Source organism: Streptomyces sp. YIM 130001 (assembly GCF_003574445.1).
GTDB lineage: Bacteria > Actinomycetota > Actinomycetes > Streptomycetales > Streptomycetaceae > Streptomyces.
Genome location: NZ_KZ984548.1, coordinates 155,339 through 172,677 on the forward strand (window position 1 = coordinate 155,339; position 17,339 = coordinate 172,677).

General features: G+C 70.4%; 18 protein-coding genes, 3 tRNA genes and 1 pseudogene. 17 read left to right on the forward strand and 5 right to left on the reverse strand.

Features of this window, described 5'->3' with window-relative positions; all coding sequences use genetic code 11:
- The first annotated feature begins 176 nt into the window (after positions 1 to 176).
- The 6 genes and pseudogenes from htpX (at position 177) to DSC45_RS36195 (ending at position 5,991) form a co-directional block, all read left to right on the forward strand.
- Positions 177 to 1,040 carry a zinc metalloprotease HtpX gene (gene htpX, locus DSC45_RS00715; RefSeq protein ID WP_119286158.1) on the forward strand — a complete coding sequence of 288 codons (864 nt, stop codon included), beginning with the start codon at positions 177 to 179 and terminating at the stop codon, positions 1,038 to 1,040.
- On the forward strand, positions 1,037 to 1,435 hold the full coding sequence (locus DSC45_RS00720) for a YccF domain-containing protein (RefSeq protein ID WP_119286159.1): 399 nt from the start codon (positions 1,037 to 1,039) through the stop codon (positions 1,433 to 1,435). The genes htpX and DSC45_RS00720 overlap by 4 nt, the downstream gene beginning before the upstream one ends.
- A 208-nt stretch (positions 1,436 to 1,643) precedes the next feature.
- Complete coding sequence (locus DSC45_RS00725) at positions 1,644 to 1,910, forward strand: GlsB/YeaQ/YmgE family stress response membrane protein (protein WP_119286160.1); 267 nt, start codon at positions 1,644 to 1,646, stop codon at positions 1,908 to 1,910.
- Positions 1,911 to 2,129: 219 nt separating this feature from the next.
- On the forward strand, positions 2,130 to 2,729 hold the full coding sequence (locus tag DSC45_RS00730; RefSeq protein WP_119286161.1) for a TetR/AcrR family transcriptional regulator: 600 nt from the start codon (positions 2,130 to 2,132) through the stop codon (positions 2,727 to 2,729).
- A 154-nt stretch (positions 2,730 to 2,883) separates the two neighbouring features.
- Positions 2,884 to 5,076: pseudogene (locus DSC45_RS00735) on the forward strand (MMPL family transporter); the annotation flags it as partial.
- Between the two features lie 69 nt (positions 5,077 to 5,145).
- Positions 5,146 to 5,991, forward strand: a complete 846-nt coding sequence (locus tag DSC45_RS36195) for an MSCRAMM family protein (protein WP_240434361.1) — start codon at positions 5,146 to 5,148, stop codon at positions 5,989 to 5,991.
- Between the two features lie 144 nt (positions 5,992 to 6,135).
- On the opposite strand, the gene DSC45_RS00740 is transcribed toward DSC45_RS36195, so the two are convergent.
- Positions 6,136 to 6,624 (reverse strand): YajQ family cyclic di-GMP-binding protein, encoded by a 489-nt coding sequence (locus tag DSC45_RS00740; RefSeq protein WP_119286163.1) that lies wholly within the window; start codon positions 6,622 to 6,624, stop codon positions 6,136 to 6,138.
- Positions 6,625 to 6,846: 222 nt separating this feature from the next.
- Between DSC45_RS00740 and DSC45_RS00745 the strand changes: the two genes are divergently transcribed.
- Positions 6,847 to 6,928 (forward strand) — tRNA-Tyr (locus DSC45_RS00745).
- A 170-nt stretch (positions 6,929 to 7,098) separates the two neighbouring features.
- On the opposite strand, the gene DSC45_RS00750 is transcribed toward DSC45_RS00745, so the two are convergent.
- A complete protein-coding gene (locus DSC45_RS00750) occupies positions 7,099 to 7,755 on the reverse strand; it encodes an SDR family oxidoreductase (RefSeq protein WP_119286164.1) in 657 nt (218 codons plus the stop codon).
- Between the two features lie 309 nt (positions 7,756 to 8,064).
- Positions 8,065 to 9,312, reverse strand: a complete 1,248-nt coding sequence (locus tag DSC45_RS00755) for an amidohydrolase family protein (protein ID WP_119286165.1) — start codon at positions 9,310 to 9,312, stop codon at positions 8,065 to 8,067.
- A 214-nt stretch (positions 9,313 to 9,526) separates the two neighbouring features.
- Between DSC45_RS00755 and DSC45_RS00760 the strand changes: the two genes are divergently transcribed.
- The 8 genes from DSC45_RS00760 to DSC45_RS00795 all read left to right on the forward strand — a co-directional run bounded on the left by DSC45_RS00760 (position 9,527) and on the right by DSC45_RS00795 (position 14,552).
- A tRNA-Thr gene (locus tag DSC45_RS00760) sits at positions 9,527 to 9,599 on the forward strand.
- Between the two features lie 44 nt (positions 9,600 to 9,643).
- Positions 9,644 to 9,716: transfer RNA gene (locus tag DSC45_RS00765), tRNA-Met, on the forward strand.
- 87 nt (positions 9,717 to 9,803) lie between these two features.
- Positions 9,804 to 9,968 (forward strand): 50S ribosomal protein L33, encoded by a 165-nt coding sequence (gene rpmG / locus DSC45_RS00770; RefSeq protein ID WP_003948671.1) that lies wholly within the window; start codon positions 9,804 to 9,806, stop codon positions 9,966 to 9,968.
- Positions 9,969 to 10,083: 115 nt separating this feature from the next.
- The gene (locus DSC45_RS00775; RefSeq protein ID WP_119286166.1) at positions 10,084 to 10,536 is read left to right on the forward strand and encodes a MaoC family dehydratase N-terminal domain-containing protein; all 453 of its coding nucleotides are present in this window, start codon (positions 10,084 to 10,086) and stop codon (positions 10,534 to 10,536) included.
- Position 10,537: 1 nt separating this feature from the next.
- Positions 10,538 to 10,966, forward strand: a complete 429-nt coding sequence (locus tag DSC45_RS00780) for a MaoC family dehydratase (protein ID WP_119286167.1) — start codon at positions 10,538 to 10,540, stop codon at positions 10,964 to 10,966.
- 191 nt (positions 10,967 to 11,157) lie between these two features.
- Positions 11,158 to 11,727 carry a TetR/AcrR family transcriptional regulator gene (locus DSC45_RS00785; protein ID WP_119286168.1) on the forward strand — a complete coding sequence of 190 codons (570 nt, stop codon included), beginning with the start codon at positions 11,158 to 11,160 and terminating at the stop codon, positions 11,725 to 11,727.
- Positions 11,728 to 11,966: 239 nt separating this feature from the next.
- Complete coding sequence (locus tag DSC45_RS00790; RefSeq protein ID WP_240434302.1) at positions 11,967 to 13,403, forward strand: DHA2 family efflux MFS transporter permease subunit; 1,437 nt, start codon at positions 11,967 to 11,969, stop codon at positions 13,401 to 13,403.
- A 93-nt stretch (positions 13,404 to 13,496) separates the two neighbouring features.
- On the forward strand, positions 13,497 to 14,552 hold the full coding sequence (locus DSC45_RS00795) for a UDP-N-acetylmuramate dehydrogenase (RefSeq protein WP_119286761.1): 1,056 nt from the start codon (positions 13,497 to 13,499) through the stop codon (positions 14,550 to 14,552).
- A gap of 20 nt (positions 14,553 to 14,572) precedes the next feature.
- Here the strand turns inward: DSC45_RS00795 and DSC45_RS00800 are convergent, their stop codons facing one another.
- Positions 14,573 to 15,214 (reverse strand): NAD(P)-dependent oxidoreductase, encoded by a 642-nt coding sequence (locus DSC45_RS00800; RefSeq protein WP_119286170.1) that lies wholly within the window; start codon positions 15,212 to 15,214, stop codon positions 14,573 to 14,575.
- Positions 15,215 to 15,325: 111 nt separating this feature from the next.
- Here DSC45_RS00800 and DSC45_RS00805 point away from each other — a divergent pair, with 111 nt between their 5' ends.
- A complete protein-coding gene (locus tag DSC45_RS00805; protein WP_119286171.1) occupies positions 15,326 to 15,928 on the forward strand; it encodes a TetR/AcrR family transcriptional regulator in 603 nt (200 codons plus the stop codon).
- Between the two features lie 15 nt (positions 15,929 to 15,943).
- Here the strand turns inward: DSC45_RS00805 and DSC45_RS00810 are convergent, their stop codons facing one another.
- The gene (locus DSC45_RS00810) at positions 15,944 to 16,294 is read right to left on the reverse strand and encodes a DoxX family protein (protein WP_119286172.1); all 351 of its coding nucleotides are present in this window, start codon (positions 16,292 to 16,294) and stop codon (positions 15,944 to 15,946) included.
- 141 nt (positions 16,295 to 16,435) lie between these two features.
- On the opposite strand from DSC45_RS00810, the gene DSC45_RS00815 reads away from it, so the two are divergent.
- Positions 16,436 to 17,338, forward strand: coding sequence for a LysR family transcriptional regulator (locus tag DSC45_RS00815; protein ID WP_119286173.1), 903 nt, complete (start codon positions 16,436 to 16,438; stop codon positions 17,336 to 17,338).
- The last annotated feature ends 1 nt before the right edge of the window (position 17,339 follow it).

Here is a 17,339-nt window from a genome sequence, read left to right on the forward strand (position 1 = left end):
ACGGAGCGCCTGGTTCCGCCCGCCCGTCGCGTATCTCACCCGAACGGATGAGCCGTCGTCCCCGGGGGCCGGGGAACCCGCGCCCACCGCCTGGCGTTGACCAGGTAGGGAGGGTCCACTGGAGAGTGAACCAGTAAGTCAAGGGTTCCCCTGCCGCACCATCAGGAGGGCGTACCGTGCACCGCCGTCACAACGGTCTGAAGACCGCTCTGCTGCTCGGAGGGCTCTCGGCCCTCATCATCGTGATCGGCGGCTTCTTCGGACGCACCGGCCTGCTCATCGCCCTCGTCGTCGCCCTCGGCACCAACGCGTACGCGTACTGGAACAGCGACAAGCTCGCCCTGCGCGCGATGCGCGCCCGCCCGGTCAGCGAGTTCGAGGCCCCGCAGCTGTACCGGATGGTCCGCGAGCTCTCCACCCAGGCCCGACAGCCCATGCCCCGGCTCTACATCTCGCCCACCGAGGCGCCCAACGCCTTCGCCACCGGCCGCAACCCGCGCAATGCGGCGGTCTGCTGCACGGACGGCATCCTGCGCCTGCTGAGCGAGCGCGAACTGCGCGGCGTGATCGGCCATGAACTGAGCCACGTCTACAACCGCGACATCCTGATCTCGTCGGTGGCCGGCGCCCTCGCCTCGGTGATCATGTTCCTGGTCAACTTCGCCTGGCTGATCCCGAGCGGAGGTTCCAACAACCGCGAGGGCCCCGGCATCTTCGGCATGCTCCTGATCATGCTGCTCGGCCCGATCGCGGCCTCCGTCATCAAGCTCGCCATCAGTCGTTCCCGCGAGTACGAGGCCGACGCCTCAGGCGCTCAGCTCACCGGAGACCCGCTCGCCCTGGCCGCCGCGCTGCGCAAGCTGGACGCGGGGACGAAGCAGCTGCCGCTGCCCCCGGAGCCCAAGATCGAGGCGGCGAGCCACATGATGATCGCGAATCCCTTTCGCCCCGGCCAGGGAATGGCGAAGATGTTCTCCACACACCCGCCGATGGCGGAACGTATCGCCCGTCTCGAACAGATGGCAGGTCGCCAGCAGTGAAGACAATCCTGAACGTTATTTGGCTGGTCCTGAGCGGCTTCTGGCTGTTCCTCGGGTACCTCGTGGCAGGGGCGCTGCTGTGTATCACGGTGATCGGCATCCCGTTCGGCATAGCGGCCTTCCGGATCGGTGCGTACGCGCTGTGGCCGTTCGGCCGTACCACCGTCGAGCGCCGTGACGCGGGCGCGCCCTCCTGCGTGGGGAACGTCCTGTGGCTGGTCCTCGCGGGCTGGTGGCTCACGCTCGGACACATCGCCACCGGAATCGCGCTGTGCATCACCATCATCGGAATCCCGCTGGGCATCGCGAACTTCAAGCTGATCCCGGTGTCGCTGATGCCGCTGGGCCGCGAAGTGGTCTCCACGAACCAGGCGTTCGCCCAGACCCGCTGGTGACCCGCCGGGCGCGCACCGCCCCCGCCGAGGCAACCGTGCGGCCCCTCCTGCTCGTCCTCCCTCACAGGACACCGCAACCGGTGTGACGTGCAGGGGCGTACGCGCCCCTGCCGCGGGTAGCCGCTCCTGCGGGGTACCGCCTCGGCGGACCACGCCAACGGGGCCCCGCGGCAAGCGCGTTCACCAGGCATGAAGGGCAGGCCACGGCATGGGCATCATCAGCTGGATCGTTCTCGGACTCCTCGCGGGGGCCGTCGCCAAGATCCTGCTGCCGGGCCGCGATCCGGGGGGACTCGTCGGGACGACACTGATCGGCATCGCCGGTGCGTTCGTCGGCGGCTGGCTGTCCACCCGGCTCCTGGACCGGCCGATATCCACGGACTTCTACGACGGGGCGACCTGGGTCGCGGCGATCGGCGGCTCCCTGGTGCTGCTGATCGCCTACCGGCTGCTGTTCGGCCACTCGCGGCGCTGACCGCCGCCTTCGCCGTCATCGAGCTGCCGTCCGGGGAACCGGGCGGCAGCTCTCGCGTTCACCGGCGCCGCTGCGCTGCGTGACCTGGACCACGTACGAAACGGTTTCGTTTCGCAGCGCGCAGGGGTTACTCTCGGACGGGTACGAAACAGTTTCGTTCCTGCGGTGCATCCCCAGTGCCCGAGGTGCGGAACCAATTCAGCGGAAGGTGCACAGGACATGGTGGAAGCCGCGACGGGCCGTCGCAGCCGGATCACGCCGGAGCGCGAGTCCGAGCTGTACCTCGCCGTGCTCGACCTGCTCGGCGAGGTCGGCTACGAGGCGCTCACCATGGACACCGTCGCCGCCCGGACCCGCTCCAGCAAGGCCACCCTCTACCGCCAGTGGGGCGGCAAGGCCGAACTGGTCGTCCGGGCCCTGCGGCACAACAAGCCGCTGGGCGTCGACCGGGTCGGCGGCATCGACACCGGAACGCTGCGCGGCGATCTGCACGCTCTGCACGACCAGCAGGACGTATGCGAATTCGAGCGGTCCTCCGCGCTGATGCGCGGCCTGGCCACGGCGGTGCACCACAACCCCGACCTGCGCCAGGCCCTGTGCGAACTGCTCATCGACCCTGAACTGGCGGAGCTGCGCAAAATGCTGCAGCGGGCCGTCGACCGGGGCGAGATCCGCCCGGACAACCCGGCCAAGGACTACGTCCTGCACATGCTCGTCGGAGCGATAGGGACCCGCGCCCTGATCGACGAGCTGCCCCCGGACCAGCAATTCCTCCACTCGTACATCGAAGCCGTGGTGCTCCCCGCCCTCGGCGCCTGATCTCCCCACACCGGAACCCGCGCGTACACCGTCGTACGCCGGGCTCCCGCACCACAGCACCTGACGCGACCGCTCACGTCGTCGGGCCGATGCTCCACGCCCCAGGGCCCCCACCTGGCCCAAGTACCACGACCTGACCGGGAGTTACGTCCTCGTGGCCACTTTCCTCTACAAACTGGGCAAGCTCGCCTTCCGGCGACGCCACCTCGTCACCCTCCTCTGGGTGGCCCTACTCGCGCTCGCCGGAGTCGGTGCCTCGCAGGCGCCGGTGGCCGGCAACAGCTCGTTCTCGATCCCCGGAACCGAGGCCCAGAAGGCCTTCGACCTGCTGGAGGAACGGTTCCCCGGAGCCAGCGCGGACGGCGCCACCGCGCGCGTCGTCTTCAAGGCCCCCGACGGCGAGAAGATCGCTTCCGCCGACAACCGGGACACCGTGCGCGAGACCGTCAAGGAGCTCGGCAGGGACTCCGAGGTCGCCTCGGTCATGGACCCGTTCCAGGCCAAGGCGGTCAGCCAGGACGGTACGACGGCCTACGCCCAGGTCTCGTACAAGGTGTCCGGCATGGAGCTCGAGGACTCCTCACGGGAAGCGCTCGAGGACACCGCGAAGGACGCCCGCGACAGCGGCCTGACCGTCGAGATCGGCGGTGACGCGCTCCAGGCGGTGCCCGAGACGGGCGCCACCGAGATCATCGGCATCGGCGTCGCCGCAGTCGTCCTCATCATCACCTTCGGATCGCTGGTCGCGGCCGGACTGCCGCTGCTGACCGCACTGATCGGCGTCGGCATCGGCGTCTCCACGATCACCGCACTGGCCAGTGTCATGGACCTGGGCTCGACCACCTCGATCCTGGCCATGATGATCGGCCTCGCCGTCGGCATCGACTACGCCCTCTTCATCGTCTCCCGCTACCGCGCCGAACTGGCCGAGGGCCGAGAACGCGAGGAAGCCGCCGGACGAGCAGTCGGAACCGCCGGTTCCGCAGTGGTCTTCGCCGGCCTCACCGTCGTGATCGCCCTCGTCGGCCTCGCGGTGGTCAACATCCCGATGCTCACCAAGATGGGTATCGCCGCCGCCGGCACGGTCGTGATCGCGGTCCTGATCGCCCTCACCATGATCCCCGCGCTGCTCGGCTACGCGGGGCGCCGGGTGCGCCCCATGGGCGCCAAGCGCAAGAAGCGCGACCGCAAGAAGGCCGAGGCGGCAGACGGCCCGGCCCACGCGGCTCCCGCGAGCGAGGCTCCCCGCAAGGAGGGCGCCGGCACCCGCTGGGCGCGCTTCGTCCTGCGCCACCCCGTCGCCGTACTGCTGCTCGCGGTCCTCGGCCTCGGCGCCGCCGCCCTACCGGCCTCGTCGCTCGAACTCGGCCTGCCCGACGACGGCGCACAGCCCACAAGCACCACCCAGCGCAAGGCCTACGACCTGCTCTCCGACGGCTTCGGCCCCGGCTTCAACGGCCCCCTGATGGTCGTCGTCGACGCCGGCTCCAGCGACAGCCCCAAGCAGGCCGTCAAGGAGGTCTCGGACACCGTCAAGGGCCTCGACAACGTCACCACGGTGACCCCGGCGACGTTCAACAAGTCCGGCGACGCCGCGATGATCAATGTCGTCCCCGACTCCAAGCCGTCCTCCGTCGAGACCGAGGACCTGGTGCACGCCATCCGCGACGCGGGCGGCGACCTCAAGGCCACGACCGATGCGAACGTCCTGGTCACCGGCACCACGGCGATGAACACCGACGTCTCGCAGAAGCTGAACGACGCGCTCCTGCCCTACCTCGCGCTCGTCGTGGGCCTGGCCTTCCTGCTCCTGATCATCGTCTTCCGGTCGATCCTGGTGCCCCTCAAGGCGGCCCTCGGCTTCCTGCTCTCCGTGCTCGCCGCGCTCGGCGCCGTCGTCGCCGTGTTCCAGTGGGGCTGGCTCGGCTCGCTGCTCGGCGTCGAGGAGACCGGTCCGGTCATGTCGATGATGCCGATCTTCATGGTGGGCGTCGTCTTCGGCCTGGCGATGGACTACGAGGTCTTCCTGGTCACCCGCATGCGAGAGGCGTACGTCCACGGCGAGAGCCCACGCGAAGCGATCGTCACCGGCTTCACGCACGGCGCGCGGGTGGTGACGGCGGCCGCCGTGATCATGATCGCGGTCTTCTCCGGCTTCATCGGCTCCAGCGAGTCGATGGTCAAGATGATCGGCTTCGGTCTCGCCATCGCCGTGCTCTTCGACGCGTTCATCGTCCGCATGGCCATCGTTCCCGCGGTGCTCGCGCTGCTCGGCCGCGCTGCCTGGTGGCTGCCGCGCTGGCTGGACCGCGCGCTGCCGAACGTCGACGTCGAGGGCGAGGGCCTGGCCAAGTACGTTGCCGCCTCGGCGGGTTCGGGCGCCGATCCGGTGGGGGTTCCGGCCGCCGTCGGCGCCGTGGCGCCGACCGATGCGCTCCAGCCGGCCGACGCGGTCACCCGGACCACCGCGTTCGCCCCGGCCGATGCCGTCGAGCCGGCCGGAGCCGGCATCCGCGGCACGGTCAGGGACGCCGCGGGCGAGGGGCTCCCGCGCGCCGCGGTCACCCTGATCTCGGTGACCGGTGACCAGTTGGGCCGCTCCACCGCCCACGTCGACGGCTCCTACGACCTCGACGTTCCCGGCCCCGGCAGCTACGGCCTGATCGTCGCCGCAGAAGGCCACCAGCCCCAGGCCGCCACGGTCGTCGTACGCGAGGACGTCCTCGGCTACGACATCCGCCTCGCCGCGTCCAACGGCCCGGCAGGACTGGTCCGTTGCCCCGACGGCGGACCCGTGTCCGGCGCCCGGGTCGTGGTGACCGACGCGGGCGGCGAGGTCCTGGCCACCGCCACGACCGGCGAACGCGGCGGCTTCGACTTCGAGGAGCTGACCTCGGGCGCGGCCACCGTCACCGTCAGCGCACCGGGCTTCCGCCCCGCGGCACGGACGGTGGAAACGGGCGAACGGGCGGGTAACCGCCTGGAGTTCGACCTGGTCGCGACCGCCCGCGTGCAGGGCACCGTACGCTCAGCGGCGAACGGCGGCCCGCTCCCCGACGCCCTCGTCACGCTGCTCGACTCGGCGGGCGAAGTGGTGGCCACCTCCACCACGGGCGACGACGGTGCGTATGCCTTCACCGACCTGGACGCCGGTGAGTACTCGGTGATCGCCAGCGGCTACCCGCCCGTGGCGAACGTGCTGCACACCGCGGGCCCGGACGCCGCCGAGTTCGACATCGAACTGAGCCACGACCTGCCCTGACCGGCAACAGCGCACCACAAGGACGAGGTCCCCGGCCGGAACCACCGGCCGGGGACCTCGTTCGTCCGCCCCGTTCCACCTCGCCCGACTCGAGGCATCGCGGGCCGGCGGCAGTTCACGCCGGCCTGCGGTATCGGGCACCGCCTAGCGGTAGTTCACGAACTGCAGGTCGAACTCGAAATCGTGGCTCTTGAGGAGGGCGATCACCGACTGCAGGTCGTCGCGGCTCTTCGAGGTGACACGCAGCTCGTCACCCTGCACCTGCGCCTTGATCCCCTTGGGGCCCTCGTCCCGGATGATCTTCGCGACCTTCTTCGCGTTCTCCTGGCTGATGCCCTCCTCGATCGAGGCGAAAATCTTGTACTCCTTGCCGGAGATCTGCGGCTCACCGGCATCGAGCGACTTCAGGGAGATGCCGCGCTTGATCAACTTCGACTGGAAGACGTCGAGGATCGCCTTCACTCGTTCCTCGGAGTTCGCCTCCATCAGGATCTTCTCGCCGGACCAGGAGATCGAGGCGCCGACGTTCTTGAAGTCGTAGCGCTGCGAGATCTCCTTGCCGGCCTGGTTGAGGGCGTTGTCGACCTCCTGCCGCTCGACCTTCGAGACGATGTCGAAACTGGAGTCGGCCATGTCCTGTGGCTCCTTGTATCGGTGTGCGTATGTCGCTCTGCGTACGGGCTTGCACCGCAAAGCCTAGGCCCTGCACCGCCGCCCGGAGGGGGTACCGCCCGCCGCACACAGCACCTGCCCAGGACCGCCCCACCCACGATCAACCGGGTGGCGAACCACCCCTGGGCATCGGGTATCGTTTACGTCGTTGCCACGGAGCCCACAGCTTCGAGCAGCCACCCAGGCGGTGTGCCCGAGCGGCCAAAGGGAGCAGACTGTAAATCTGCCGGCTCAGCCTTCCCAGGTTCGAATCCTGGCGCCGCCACACGGTAGGAAAGGCCCCGTGACCAGCGTGAATGCTGGCCACGGGGCCTTTCTTCGTTTCACGCCCCGAAGCCGGGGCGGCGTCCCCCGCGCGTCCCCCGACCTGTCAGTCCACGGGTCGTCCGTAAAGCGTCCAGGATTCGTGGGGCCGCAGTGGGGCAGCGCCCGTTGTCAGTTGCCTGCCACGTCCTTCACCGCGACCGGGACGGGCGTCGTACCGCTGATGAGTTCCAGGGTCAGTCCCGCAGTGGCCGTCGTCTCGATGAGGTCGGCGATCACGGCTGCCACGTCCTCGCGGGGGACGGGGCCGCGGCCGGTGGAGGCCTCCAGGCGTACCTGTCCGGTGCCTGCGTCGTCGGTGAGTTGGCCGGGGCGCAGGATCGTCCAGTCCAGGCCCGGACGGCCTCGTACGTGGTCGTCCGCCGCGCCCTTGGCGCGCAGGTAGGCGTCGAAGACCTCGTCCCCCTCGTGGGCGACGTCGGCGCCCATCGCGGAGACGACGATGTGGCGGCGTACTCCGGCACGTTCGGCCGCGTCGGCGAACAGCACGGCGGCATCCCGGTCCACCGTTACCTTGCGCTCGGTGCCACTGCCCGGACCCGCGCCTGCCGCGAAGACGGCGGCGGTCGCGCCCTGGAGATGGGCGGCCACCTCCTCGACCGTGGCCGATTCCAGGTCGCAGTTGACCGGCTCGGCCCCGGCCTCCCGTAGGTCGTCGCCCTGCTCGGGGTTGCGGATCAGGCCCGCGACTTCGTAACCGCGCGCAGCGAGCAGCCGCTCGAGCCGCAGCGCGATCTGACCGTGTCCTCCAGCAATGACAATGCGCATGTCTTCGACGGTACGCCGGGCGGCGCCCTCCTGCCGCCCAACCGCGACGCACCCCACCGGGGGTTTCCTGAACGTTCGGATACGCGCCCTGCGCGCCGGGCGCCTCAAGACGCGGAAACGTCTGCACGCGCGCGCAGGAGTCGCATGCCGGGTGTCAGTCAGCCGCTGACGGAGGACGCGAACGGCGTACGACGGTAGGGGGTTTGGTCCCCGTCCACGCGCGCGTAGTCGACGGGACGTCGGTTGACGCATCGAGTTGACGCCCGGGCCTCGGAGCACAATTCCAGCGGGCGGGCAGCTGGGGCGTGTTCAGGAAGCGCCGTTCCCCTTGGGCCGTCCCTGCCGGGGCAGATCGAGTGCGACGGCCGCCGCCGAGTCGCAGTACTCCCGCACCGCGCTGGTCCGCGCGACGACCCGGCCCCGGTGCACCACCACCCGGCTGTACGCGAGGGACAGCACGCTCCCGAGACGTTCACCGCGTACGGCGAGGAGTTCGGCGGGGAAGCCGGCCTCGACCCTGACCTCCGGCAGCCCCATCGCGGCTCGCGCCGTCGCACTCACCGCCGCGTACGCGTCGCCGGGACTGCGCCCGTGCTGGGACGCCAGCAGATACGCGGCCTCCAACGGGTCGCCACGTCCCACCGGATTCGCCACATCGCGCAGCGCGCCGCTACCGGCCGCGACCCGGACCCCGGCCGCCTGCAGCAGCCGTACCGGAGCGGCCCCCGTCCCGCGCTGCTCGAGGCCCCCGCAGTCGCCCTGGGGCAGGCAGACGACCGTCACACCGGCCGCCGCGAGGCTCTCGGCCGCCCGGGCCGCGCTGTCCGCCGCAAGCCTTCCGAGTCCTGAGCAGGGGCCGATGCTGACGGACGGACGCAGACCGCCGGCTATCGACGCGAGACGGGCGAGACGGGCCGGGTCGGAGCCATCGGTGTGCAGGTCGACCGGGCAGCCGTGCTCCGCGGCCACCTCGAGCACGGCCTCCACGTACCCCGTCGGATCCGGGTCCAGGTCCGGGCATCCGCCCACCACGCCGGCGCCCATCTTCACCGCGTCCCGCAGCATCGCGAGTCCGTCGGCCCCGGCGAGACCGGTGAGCAGCCGGGGGACCGCGACGGCGGTCAGGTCGGCGAGCCCTCGCAGCGAGCGGCGGGCCTGCAGCACGGCCTCCATCGGCCCCAGTCCGTGCACATCGCCGATCCGCACGTGCGAGCGCAACGCCGTGGCCCCGTGCCCGAGCTGCAGGAGAGCGGACTCGGTGGCCCGCCGCTGGACCTCCGGAACGTCGTACGAGACCGGGCCGTCGGCGTCGGCGGTCTGGGCCGTGGCGTGGTGGCCGTGTGGTTCGGCAGGGGCCGGCAGCAGCAGATAGCCGCCGAGGTCCACGCGCGCGGAGTGTGCCGTCAGGCTGCCCGCGGTGCCCACCGCTTCGATACGGCCGTGGCCCAACCTGACATCCACTGTCCTGCCGTCGGTGAGCTTTGCCCCGCTGAGCAGCAGGGCGCTCGCGTCCTCGGCGGCACCGTCACGGCGTGGCTGCGGCTGACTGTCGGGCATCGCGCTCCTGGAAGGTCGTACGGCTGCAGGAGATCAAGATCACGCAGCGTGGGACGAGCCTAGGGCGCCGCTTCACGGCGCCCGCGCAGGAGCGAAATAGTCGTACCGGCGTGGCCGACCGAGACCGCTGTGGCCTGTGGGGCAAGTGTCGAGAAGGGGGCAGCGAAACGGATTTGGGCGAACGGCAGCCGACCGTGTAATGTCTTCATCGCTCGCCCCAATAGCTCAGTCGGTAGAGCGTCTCCATGGTAAGGAGAAGGTCTACGGTTCGATTCCGTATTGGGGCTCTGATGTGCGGCTCCCTCGCCTTCGGGTGAGGGGCTCGCATCAAAGCGGTGTAGCTCAGTCGGTAGAGCAAGCGGCTCATAATCGCTGTGTCACCGGTTCAAGTCCGGTCACCGCTACTGTTAGTAGCCGATTGTGGGGTCGGTCCTCCGATCGGCTACTCTTTTCTGCGTTAATCCGTCCAATGTCCGTCAAGGAGCACTCACGTGGCTGCCACCGACGTCCGCCCGAAGATCACGCTGGCCTGCGTGGAGTGCAAGGAGCGGAACTACATCACCAAGAAGAACCGGCGTAACAACCCGGACCGTCTTGAGATGAAGAAGCACTGCCCGCGTTGCAACGCGCACACCGCGCACCGCGAAACGCGCTGAAACAGGCTCGTACACGAGGCCGTCCCCACCAGTGGGGGCGGCCTCGCGTCGTGTCTCGGTGTCGTTTCTCAGGCCGCATCCGATCCACCGATTCGTTGCAGGAGGTTCCGGACCCATGGCGCTCGACCAGTCCTTCGTCGGACGGTCCTACCCGCCCACCGATCCGTACGAGGTCGGCCGGGAGAAGATCCGCGAATTCGCGGAGGCGGTAGGCGATTCCCACCCCGCGTACATCGACCGGGAGGCGGCCGAAGCGCTGGGGTATCCCGATGTGATCGCCCCGCCGACCTTTGTGTTCTCCATCGCTTTCAAAGCCGCGGGACAGGTGACCGGGGACCCGCAACTGGGCCTGGATTACAACCAGGTGGTGCACGGCGACCAGAAGTTCGCGTACACCCGCCCGGTGCGGGCCGGCGACCGGCTGAGCGTGACCACCACGATCGAGGCGATCAGGTCGATGGCGGGCAACGACATCCTCGACGTCCGTGCCGACGTCCACGACGAGGCGAACGAGCACGTGGTGACCGCCTCCATCAAGCTCGTGGCGCGCGCACCGGAGGAGAGCTGAGATGGCGGCACAGGTGAAGTACAGCGAGGTCGAGGCCGGCACCGAACTGCCCGCCCAGACCTTCTCGGTGACCCGGGACGTACTGGTCCGCTACGCGGGCGCTTCCGGGGACTTCAACCCCATCCACTGGAACGAGAAGTTCGCACGCGAGGTGGGCCTCCCGGACGTCATCGCGCACGGCATGTTCACGATGGCCGAGGCGATCCGGGTGGTGACGGACTGGGTGGGCGACCCCGGAGCGGTTGTCGAGTACGGCGTCCGTTTCACGAAGCCGGTCGTGGTCCCCAACGACGGCGAGGGCACGACGATCGAGGTCAGCGCGAAGGTCGCGGCCCTCCTGGACGACAACCGGGTGCGGGTCGACCTGACCGCCGTGAATGACGGCAAGAAGGTGCTCGGTATGGCCCGGGCGGTCGTGCAGCTGGTCTGAGGACGACCGACGCGGTGCCGGTACGTAACCGGTCGTAGGGGGTTCGGTAGGCGTAAGGGGCGTTCGCAATGGCGGGCGCTCCTTACTGCTGTTCGGGCGCCGCAATCCGCCGCCGTCCGCCGCAGCCGCTGCTCCGTCCCCGTAGCTGCCTTCCCTTGACGTACTTAGTGATTGGCCACTAACTTGCTCGCATGGTCAGAATGAGTGCCGAGGACCGGCGGGAGAGCGTGATTCGGGCGGCGACGGCCGAGTTCGCGCAGGGCGGGTACCACGGCACGTCGACGGAGGCGATCGCCAGGCGTGTGGGTGTCTCGCAGCCGTACCTGTTCCGGTTGTTCCCCGGCAAGAAGGCGATCTTCCTGGCCGTGGCGTCCCGATGTCTCGACGAGACCCGCGAGGTCTTCGAGGCCGCATCCGAGGGGCTTGAAGGCGAAGAGGCCAAGGAGGCGCTGGCCGAGGCCTACACGCGGCTGGTCGTCGAGGATCCCGACAAGTTGCAGTTGCAGATGCAGATCTACGTGGCCGTCGCCGCGGCGGAGGCTGCGGGGGATCACGAGTTCGGCGAGATGGTGCGGGCCGGCTGGATGGGGATCTGGGACACCGCTCAGGCGGCGCTCGGCGCGGATGCCGACGAGGTCGCGACTTTCATGGGGCACGGGATGCTGATCAACTGCCTGGCGGCGATGGGCTTCACGTCCGAGCATCGGGTGTGGGGCGCCCTGGACATCTCGGCCCGCGTCAAGCGCGAGGTCGGGTCGTAGCCGTGGTGCGGGCCGGCGTGGAAGGGGTGGCGGTCCGGGGCTGAGGTGGCGGGTGCGGTGTCTCCGTCGGTCATGAGGAGCGGACAGTCATGCCTCAGAAAGTTAGTAATCAATGACTAACTAGAGAAGGAGGAGTCATGTCCATCACTCCGGAAAGCACGGTCGATCCGGAAAGCACGGTCGACCCGTCACGAGCGGGCACGTCACGAGGCGGTTCGCGCGGTGGATCGGCCGGACCTGTGACCGGACCTGTCACTGGGGAGGAGCGCCCGCCGGACGGGCGCGGCGGGCGGGGCGGCGCCGGCTGGGCACTGGCGATCACCAGCGTCGCCGCGTTCATGGCGGCGCTCGACAATCTCGTCGTGACCACCGCCCTGCCGTCCATCGGCCGGGACCTCGGCGGCGGGCTCGCCGACCTCGAGTGGACGGTCAACGCGTACACGCTCACCTTCGCCGTGCTGCTGATGTTCGGCGCCGCGCTCGGAGACCGGTTCGGCAGGCGCCGGCTGTTCATCGCCGGCCTCTCCGTATTCACGGCCGCCTCCGCCGCCGCGGCGGCGGTGCCCGGGATCGACGAACTCATCGCGGCCCGTGCGCTGCAGGGCGTCGGCGCGGCCGTGATGATGCCGCTCACCCTGACCCTGCTGACCGCCGCGGTGCCCGCCGAGCGCCGGGGTGCGGCGCTCGGCCTCTACAGTGCCGTGACCGGACTCGCCGTCGCCAGCGGGCCGTTGGTGGGCGGCAGCCTGACCGAACACATCGCCTGGGAGTGGATCTTCTGGCTGAATGTGCCGATCGGCCTCGTCCTGATCCCGCTCGCCCGTCTGCGCCTGCGCGAGTCCCACGCACCCGGCGCCCGCCTGGACGTCCCCGGCACACTGCTCGTCAGCACCGGCCTCTTCGGCATCGTCTACGCGCTGGTCAGTACCGGCTCGCACGGCTGGACCAGCGGCCGGGTGCTGGCCGGCCTGATCGGCGGCTCGGCCTTCCTCGTCGGCTTCGTACTCCACGAACTGCGGGCCGAGCGCCCGATGCTGCCGATGCGGCTGTTCCGTGAGCGGGCCTTCTCGGGGATCAATGCCGCGAGCCTGCTGATGTTCCTCGGGATGTTCGGCTCGGTCTTCCTGCTGAGCCAGTTCCTGCAGATCGTGCTCGGCTACTCGCCGACCGAAGCGGGTCTCCGGATGCTGCCGTGGACCGGCATGCCCCTCCTCGTGGCGCCCATCGCCGGCTACCTCTCCGACCGGATCGGCGGCCGTCCGGTGGTGGCCACCGGACTCGCTCTGCAGGCGCTCGGCCTCGCGGCGTACGCCCTGGTGCTCGAACCCGATATGTCCTACGCCGCGCAGTTGCCCGCCCTGATCCTCAGCGGGATCGGCATGGCGCTGTATTTCGCGCCGGCGGCCAGCCTGGTGATGGGCAGCGTGCGGAGCTCCGAGCAGGGCATCGCGTCCGGCGCCAACAACGGGCTGCGTGAGATCGGCGGCACGCTCGGTGTCGCGACCCTGGCCTCGGTGTTCTCGTCGCAGGGCGGGTTCGGTTCGCCGCAGGAGGCCGCCGACGGGGTGGTGCCCGCGCTCTGGATCGGCGCCGGGGCGGTGGCCCTCGCCACCGTCGCCGCACTGCTGATCCCCGGACGGTCGGCAGCGGCCACGCGGGAACGGCAGGTGGGCTGACCGGTGGGGGTGGGCACGGGTCTCGCGCGCGGACCCGTGCGCCCCCGCCCCGTCCCGTACGACCGCCGCCTTCCGGCCCGTACCCTGGTGCCCGTGCAGGAACTCCACGACGCCCCGCTCGCCCCGCTGACCACCTTCCGGCTCGGCGGCCCCGCGACCCGCCTGATCACGGCGACCACAGATGCCGAGGTGGTCGCCGCCGTCCGCGAGGCCGACGCCGAGGGCACGCCGCTCCTGGTGATCGGAGGCGGCAGCAACCTCGTCGTCTCCGACGACGGTTTCGCGGGCACGGCCCTGCGGATCGCCACCACCGGCTTCGAACTGCACGGCACCGACCTCGAACTGGCCGCCGGCGAGGTCTGGACCGACGCGGTCGCCCGCACCGTGGAGGCCGGTCTGGCCGGCATCGAATGCCTGGCCGGGATCCCCGGATCCGCCGGCGCGACCCCGATCCAGAACGTGGGGGCGTACGGCCAGGAGGTCTCCTCGACGATCACCGAAGTGGTGGCCTACGACCGGACGGCGAACGAGACGGTCACGCTGGCGAACGCCGACTGTGCCTTCTCGTACCGCCACAGCCGCTTCAAGGCGGACCCCGAGCGCTACGTGGTGCTGCGCGTCCGCTTCGCCCTCGAGGACGCGGCCGGTCTCAGCGCGCCGCTGAAGTACCCGGAGACCGCGCGCGCTCTCGGGGTCTCGGCCGGCGAGCGGGTGCCGCTCGACCGCGCCCGCGAGACCGTACTGAAGCTGCGTGCCGGGAAGGGCATGGTGCTCGACCCCGAGGACCACGACACCTGGTCCGCCGGCTCGTTCTTCACCAACCCGATCCTGGACGACGCCCAGTTCGCCGCCTTCCACGCGCGCGTGGAGGCCCGGCTCGGCGCCGGAATCGAGCCTCCCGCCTTTCCGGCTGGGGAGGGGCGCACCAAGACCTCCGCGGCCTGGCTCATCGACAAGGCCGGCTTCACCAAGGGGTACGGCAGCGGTCCGGCCCGCATCTCGAGCAAGCACACGCTGGCCCTGACCAACCGCGGTTCCGCCCGTACCGAGGATCTGCTCGGCCTCGCGCGCGAAGTGGTCGCCGGTGTGCAGGACGCGTTCGGCGTCACTCTGGTCAACGAGCCGGTGACGGTCGGCGTCAGCCTCTGAGCCGTCGGCGGTGCCGGGGCCTAGTAGGCGACACTCACTCCCTGCTTCACCGTCGCCGGATCATCGACCATGGCGAGCATCGCGTGGGCCACGTCCGCACGGCCGATCTGCGTTCCCTTGCGCAGGTTGACGTTGAGAGCGGTGCGGTACGAGCCGGTGAGTGGCCTGTCCAGGAGCTGCGGGGGTCGCACCAGGGTCCAGTCCGTGGCGCCCGCCCGTACCTGCTCCTCGAGCACCCGCAGGTCGTCGTAGACCGGGCGCAGGATCGCACTGACCAGCGGCAGGACCAGGGTGCGGTGGAGGAAGGTCTGGTCGGCGGGCTCCGGGGCCAGCGGAGCCGCACTCACCGCGAGGAACCGCCGTGTCCCGGTCTCCTCCAGGGCCCGCAGTACGGGCCGGGTGAGCCGCGCGGCGATACCGGACTTGGCCGCTGCGCGCCCGCGTGCGCCCAGGCCCGAGAGCACCGCGTCCCGCCCCGCCACGGCATCGCGCAGCGCGGCCTCGTCGCCGAGATCCGTGGTGACGACCGAGAGGCCTTCGCCGGTCGCGGTGAGCGCGGCAGGATCGCGTACGACCGCGGTCACGCGATGCCCTCCCGCCAGTGCCTGGCCGACGATCTCGCGTCCGATACCGCCGGTGGCGCCGAATACGGTGAGTTCCATGGCCGCACCCTCCAGGTGGGTAAGTGTTCACTCACCTACTAGGGTGAGTAAACACTCACCCGCGCGTCAAGTCCGGACGACGGACGACGGGCGGCGAAAGGAGTCCCACTCGTGCCAGCGGCCCGCCCCGCACCCACCAGAGCCCGCATCCTCGATGCCGCCCACCACCTCATGAGCACCGTCGGCCTCGCCAAGGCGACCACGAAACAGATCGCGAAGGAGGCCGCCTGCTCCGAGGCCGCGCTCTACAAGCACTTCGCCAGCAAGGAGGAGCTCTTCGTCGCCGTACTGCGCGAGCGGCTCCCGCAGCTGGCGCCGCTGCTGCACCGCCTCGTCGCCGACCCCGGCGAGAACTCCGTCGCTCAGAACCTCACCCACATCGCGCGCGAGGCCGCCCTCTTCTACGAGGAGAGCTTCCCGATCGCCGCATCGCTCTATGCGGAGACCAAGCTCAAGAAGCGCCACGAGTCCGCCATGCGCGAACTGGGCACCGGCCCCCACATGCCCATCGAAGGCCTGGCCGGCTACCTCCGCAACGAGCAGGAGCGCGGCCGCATCCGCGCCGACGCCGACCCCTTCGCCGCCGCCTCCCTGCTCCTCGGCGCCTGCGCCCAGCGCGCCTTCGCCTACGACATGGGCGCGGGCCACCCGCCGCCCCCGGTCGACGCCTTCGCCGCCGACCTCACTCGCACCCTCCTGAACGGCATCGGCTGACCCGGGAAGCGCCCCTCATCGCGCCGCGGCCAGGACGAGGGCTGAGACGGTGAGCGCCAGATAGGCCCCGGGGAACGCGATGTTGTGGAAGACCCGGGCCCGTACATGTGCGGCCATCGCGCCGACGAAGAACAGGACCAGCCCGACCCCGGCGGCGATGCCGAGGGGCGCGGCCCCCACGAGCCCCAGCAGCAGGCCCCCGGCGCCGGCGGCCTTGAGCGTGGCGAGCCAGGGCAACCAGGACTGCGGAACTCCGACCTCGGTCGAGTTGGCGACGACGAACCCGGACCGCCGGAAGTCCTCGAAGGCGCTCGCGGCGTTGGCCAGGACCGCGGCGACAGTGACGACGACGTAGGCGATGAACATGTGCTCCCCCTTCCGGCCCCGGGGCCGCGAGACGACCGCACCCGCATCCGCGGGCTGCTCACGGCAAGCCTCGCCACGTCCTCGCTCGGCGTCCAATACCTGCGTCTATAACCCGGCGGCATACCTCGCTAGCCTGGACGCATGGACGTGGACACCCGCTTGTTGCGCTACTTCGCCGCCGTGGCGGAAGAGGGGACGCTCACCCGCGCCGCCGAGCGGCTTTTCGTGTCCCAGCCGGCTCTCACCAAGCAGATCAAGCAGTTGGAGACCCAGCTGGGAGTACGGCTGTTCACGCGCTCGCGGACAGGCATGACGCTGACCGAACCCGGTCGCGAACTGGCGCAGCGCGTGCCCGCCCTGCTGTCCGACTGGGACCAGGTGCTGAGGGCGACGAAGAGCGCGGCCGGCCGCGCGGCCCGAGTGCTGCGAGTCGGCTTCCTCGCCAGCGCCGCCAACGAGGCGACCCCGCGCATCATCGAGGACTTCACCCGCCGCCGGCCGGGCTGGCGGGTGGACATGCGGCAGGCCTCCTGGTCACGCCCGGACGCCGGGCTCGAGGACGGGGACGTGGACGTCGCCCTGGTACGCCTGCCCTTCCCCGGTCAGGACGCGCTGCGCACGAAGGTCCTGCTGACCGAACCCCTCCTGGTCGCACTCGCCACCGGGCACCCGCTCGCGGCCCGCGAGACGATCCCGTTCCGCGAGCTGCGGGACGAGCCGTTCGTCGCCGCCCCGCCCGAGACGGGGCGGTGGCGCGACTTCTGGCTGGCCACCGATCTGCGCGACGGCCACCCGGTCCGCATCGGCGCCGTCACCGAGCACCCGGACGACTGGCTCAGCGCGATCGCGAACGGCTACGGCGTCGCCCTGGCCCCCGAGTCAGCGGCCCGCTTCTACGCCCGTCCCGGCATCACCTACCGATCCCTCACCGGTGTCGGGCCGAGCCAGGTCGGCGTCGCCTGGGCACCCGCGGACGACTCCAACGCCGTGGTCCAGGACTTCGTCCGCTGTTGCCCGGGGGCCGGACGCTCCGGCGAGAAGTAGC

Excerpts from the sequence above, each read along its gene's own strand:
- DSC45_RS00725 (WP_119286160.1), top strand. The coding sequence starts at position 1,644 with ATGGGCATCATCAGCTGGATCGTTCTCGGACTCCTCGCGGGGGCCGTC.
- DSC45_RS00730 (WP_119286161.1), top strand. The coding sequence starts at position 2,130 with ATGGTGGAAGCCGCGACGGGCCGTCGCAGCCGGATCACGCCGGAGCGC.
- DSC45_RS00740 (WP_119286163.1), bottom strand. The coding sequence starts at position 6,624 with ATGGCCGACTCCAGTTTCGACATCGTCTCGAAGGTCGAGCGGCAGGAG.
- DSC45_RS00750 (WP_119286164.1), bottom strand. The coding sequence starts at position 7,755 with ATGCGCATTGTCATTGCTGGAGGACACGGTCAGATCGCGCTGCGGCTC.
- DSC45_RS00755 (WP_119286165.1), bottom strand. The coding sequence starts at position 9,312 with ATGCCCGACAGTCAGCCGCAGCCACGCCGTGACGGTGCCGCCGAGGAC.
- DSC45_RS00775 (WP_119286166.1), top strand. The coding sequence starts at position 10,084 with ATGGCGCTCGACCAGTCCTTCGTCGGACGGTCCTACCCGCCCACCGAT.
- DSC45_RS00780 (WP_119286167.1), top strand. The coding sequence starts at position 10,538 with ATGGCGGCACAGGTGAAGTACAGCGAGGTCGAGGCCGGCACCGAACTG.
- DSC45_RS00785 (WP_119286168.1), top strand. The coding sequence starts at position 11,158 with ATGGTCAGAATGAGTGCCGAGGACCGGCGGGAGAGCGTGATTCGGGCG.
- DSC45_RS00800 (WP_119286170.1), bottom strand. The coding sequence starts at position 15,214 with ATGGAACTCACCGTATTCGGCGCCACCGGCGGTATCGGACGCGAGATC.
- DSC45_RS00810 (WP_119286172.1), bottom strand. The coding sequence starts at position 16,294 with ATGTTCATCGCCTACGTCGTCGTCACTGTCGCCGCGGTCCTGGCCAAC.
- DSC45_RS00815 (WP_119286173.1), top strand. The coding sequence starts at position 16,436 with ATGGACGTGGACACCCGCTTGTTGCGCTACTTCGCCGCCGTGGCGGAA.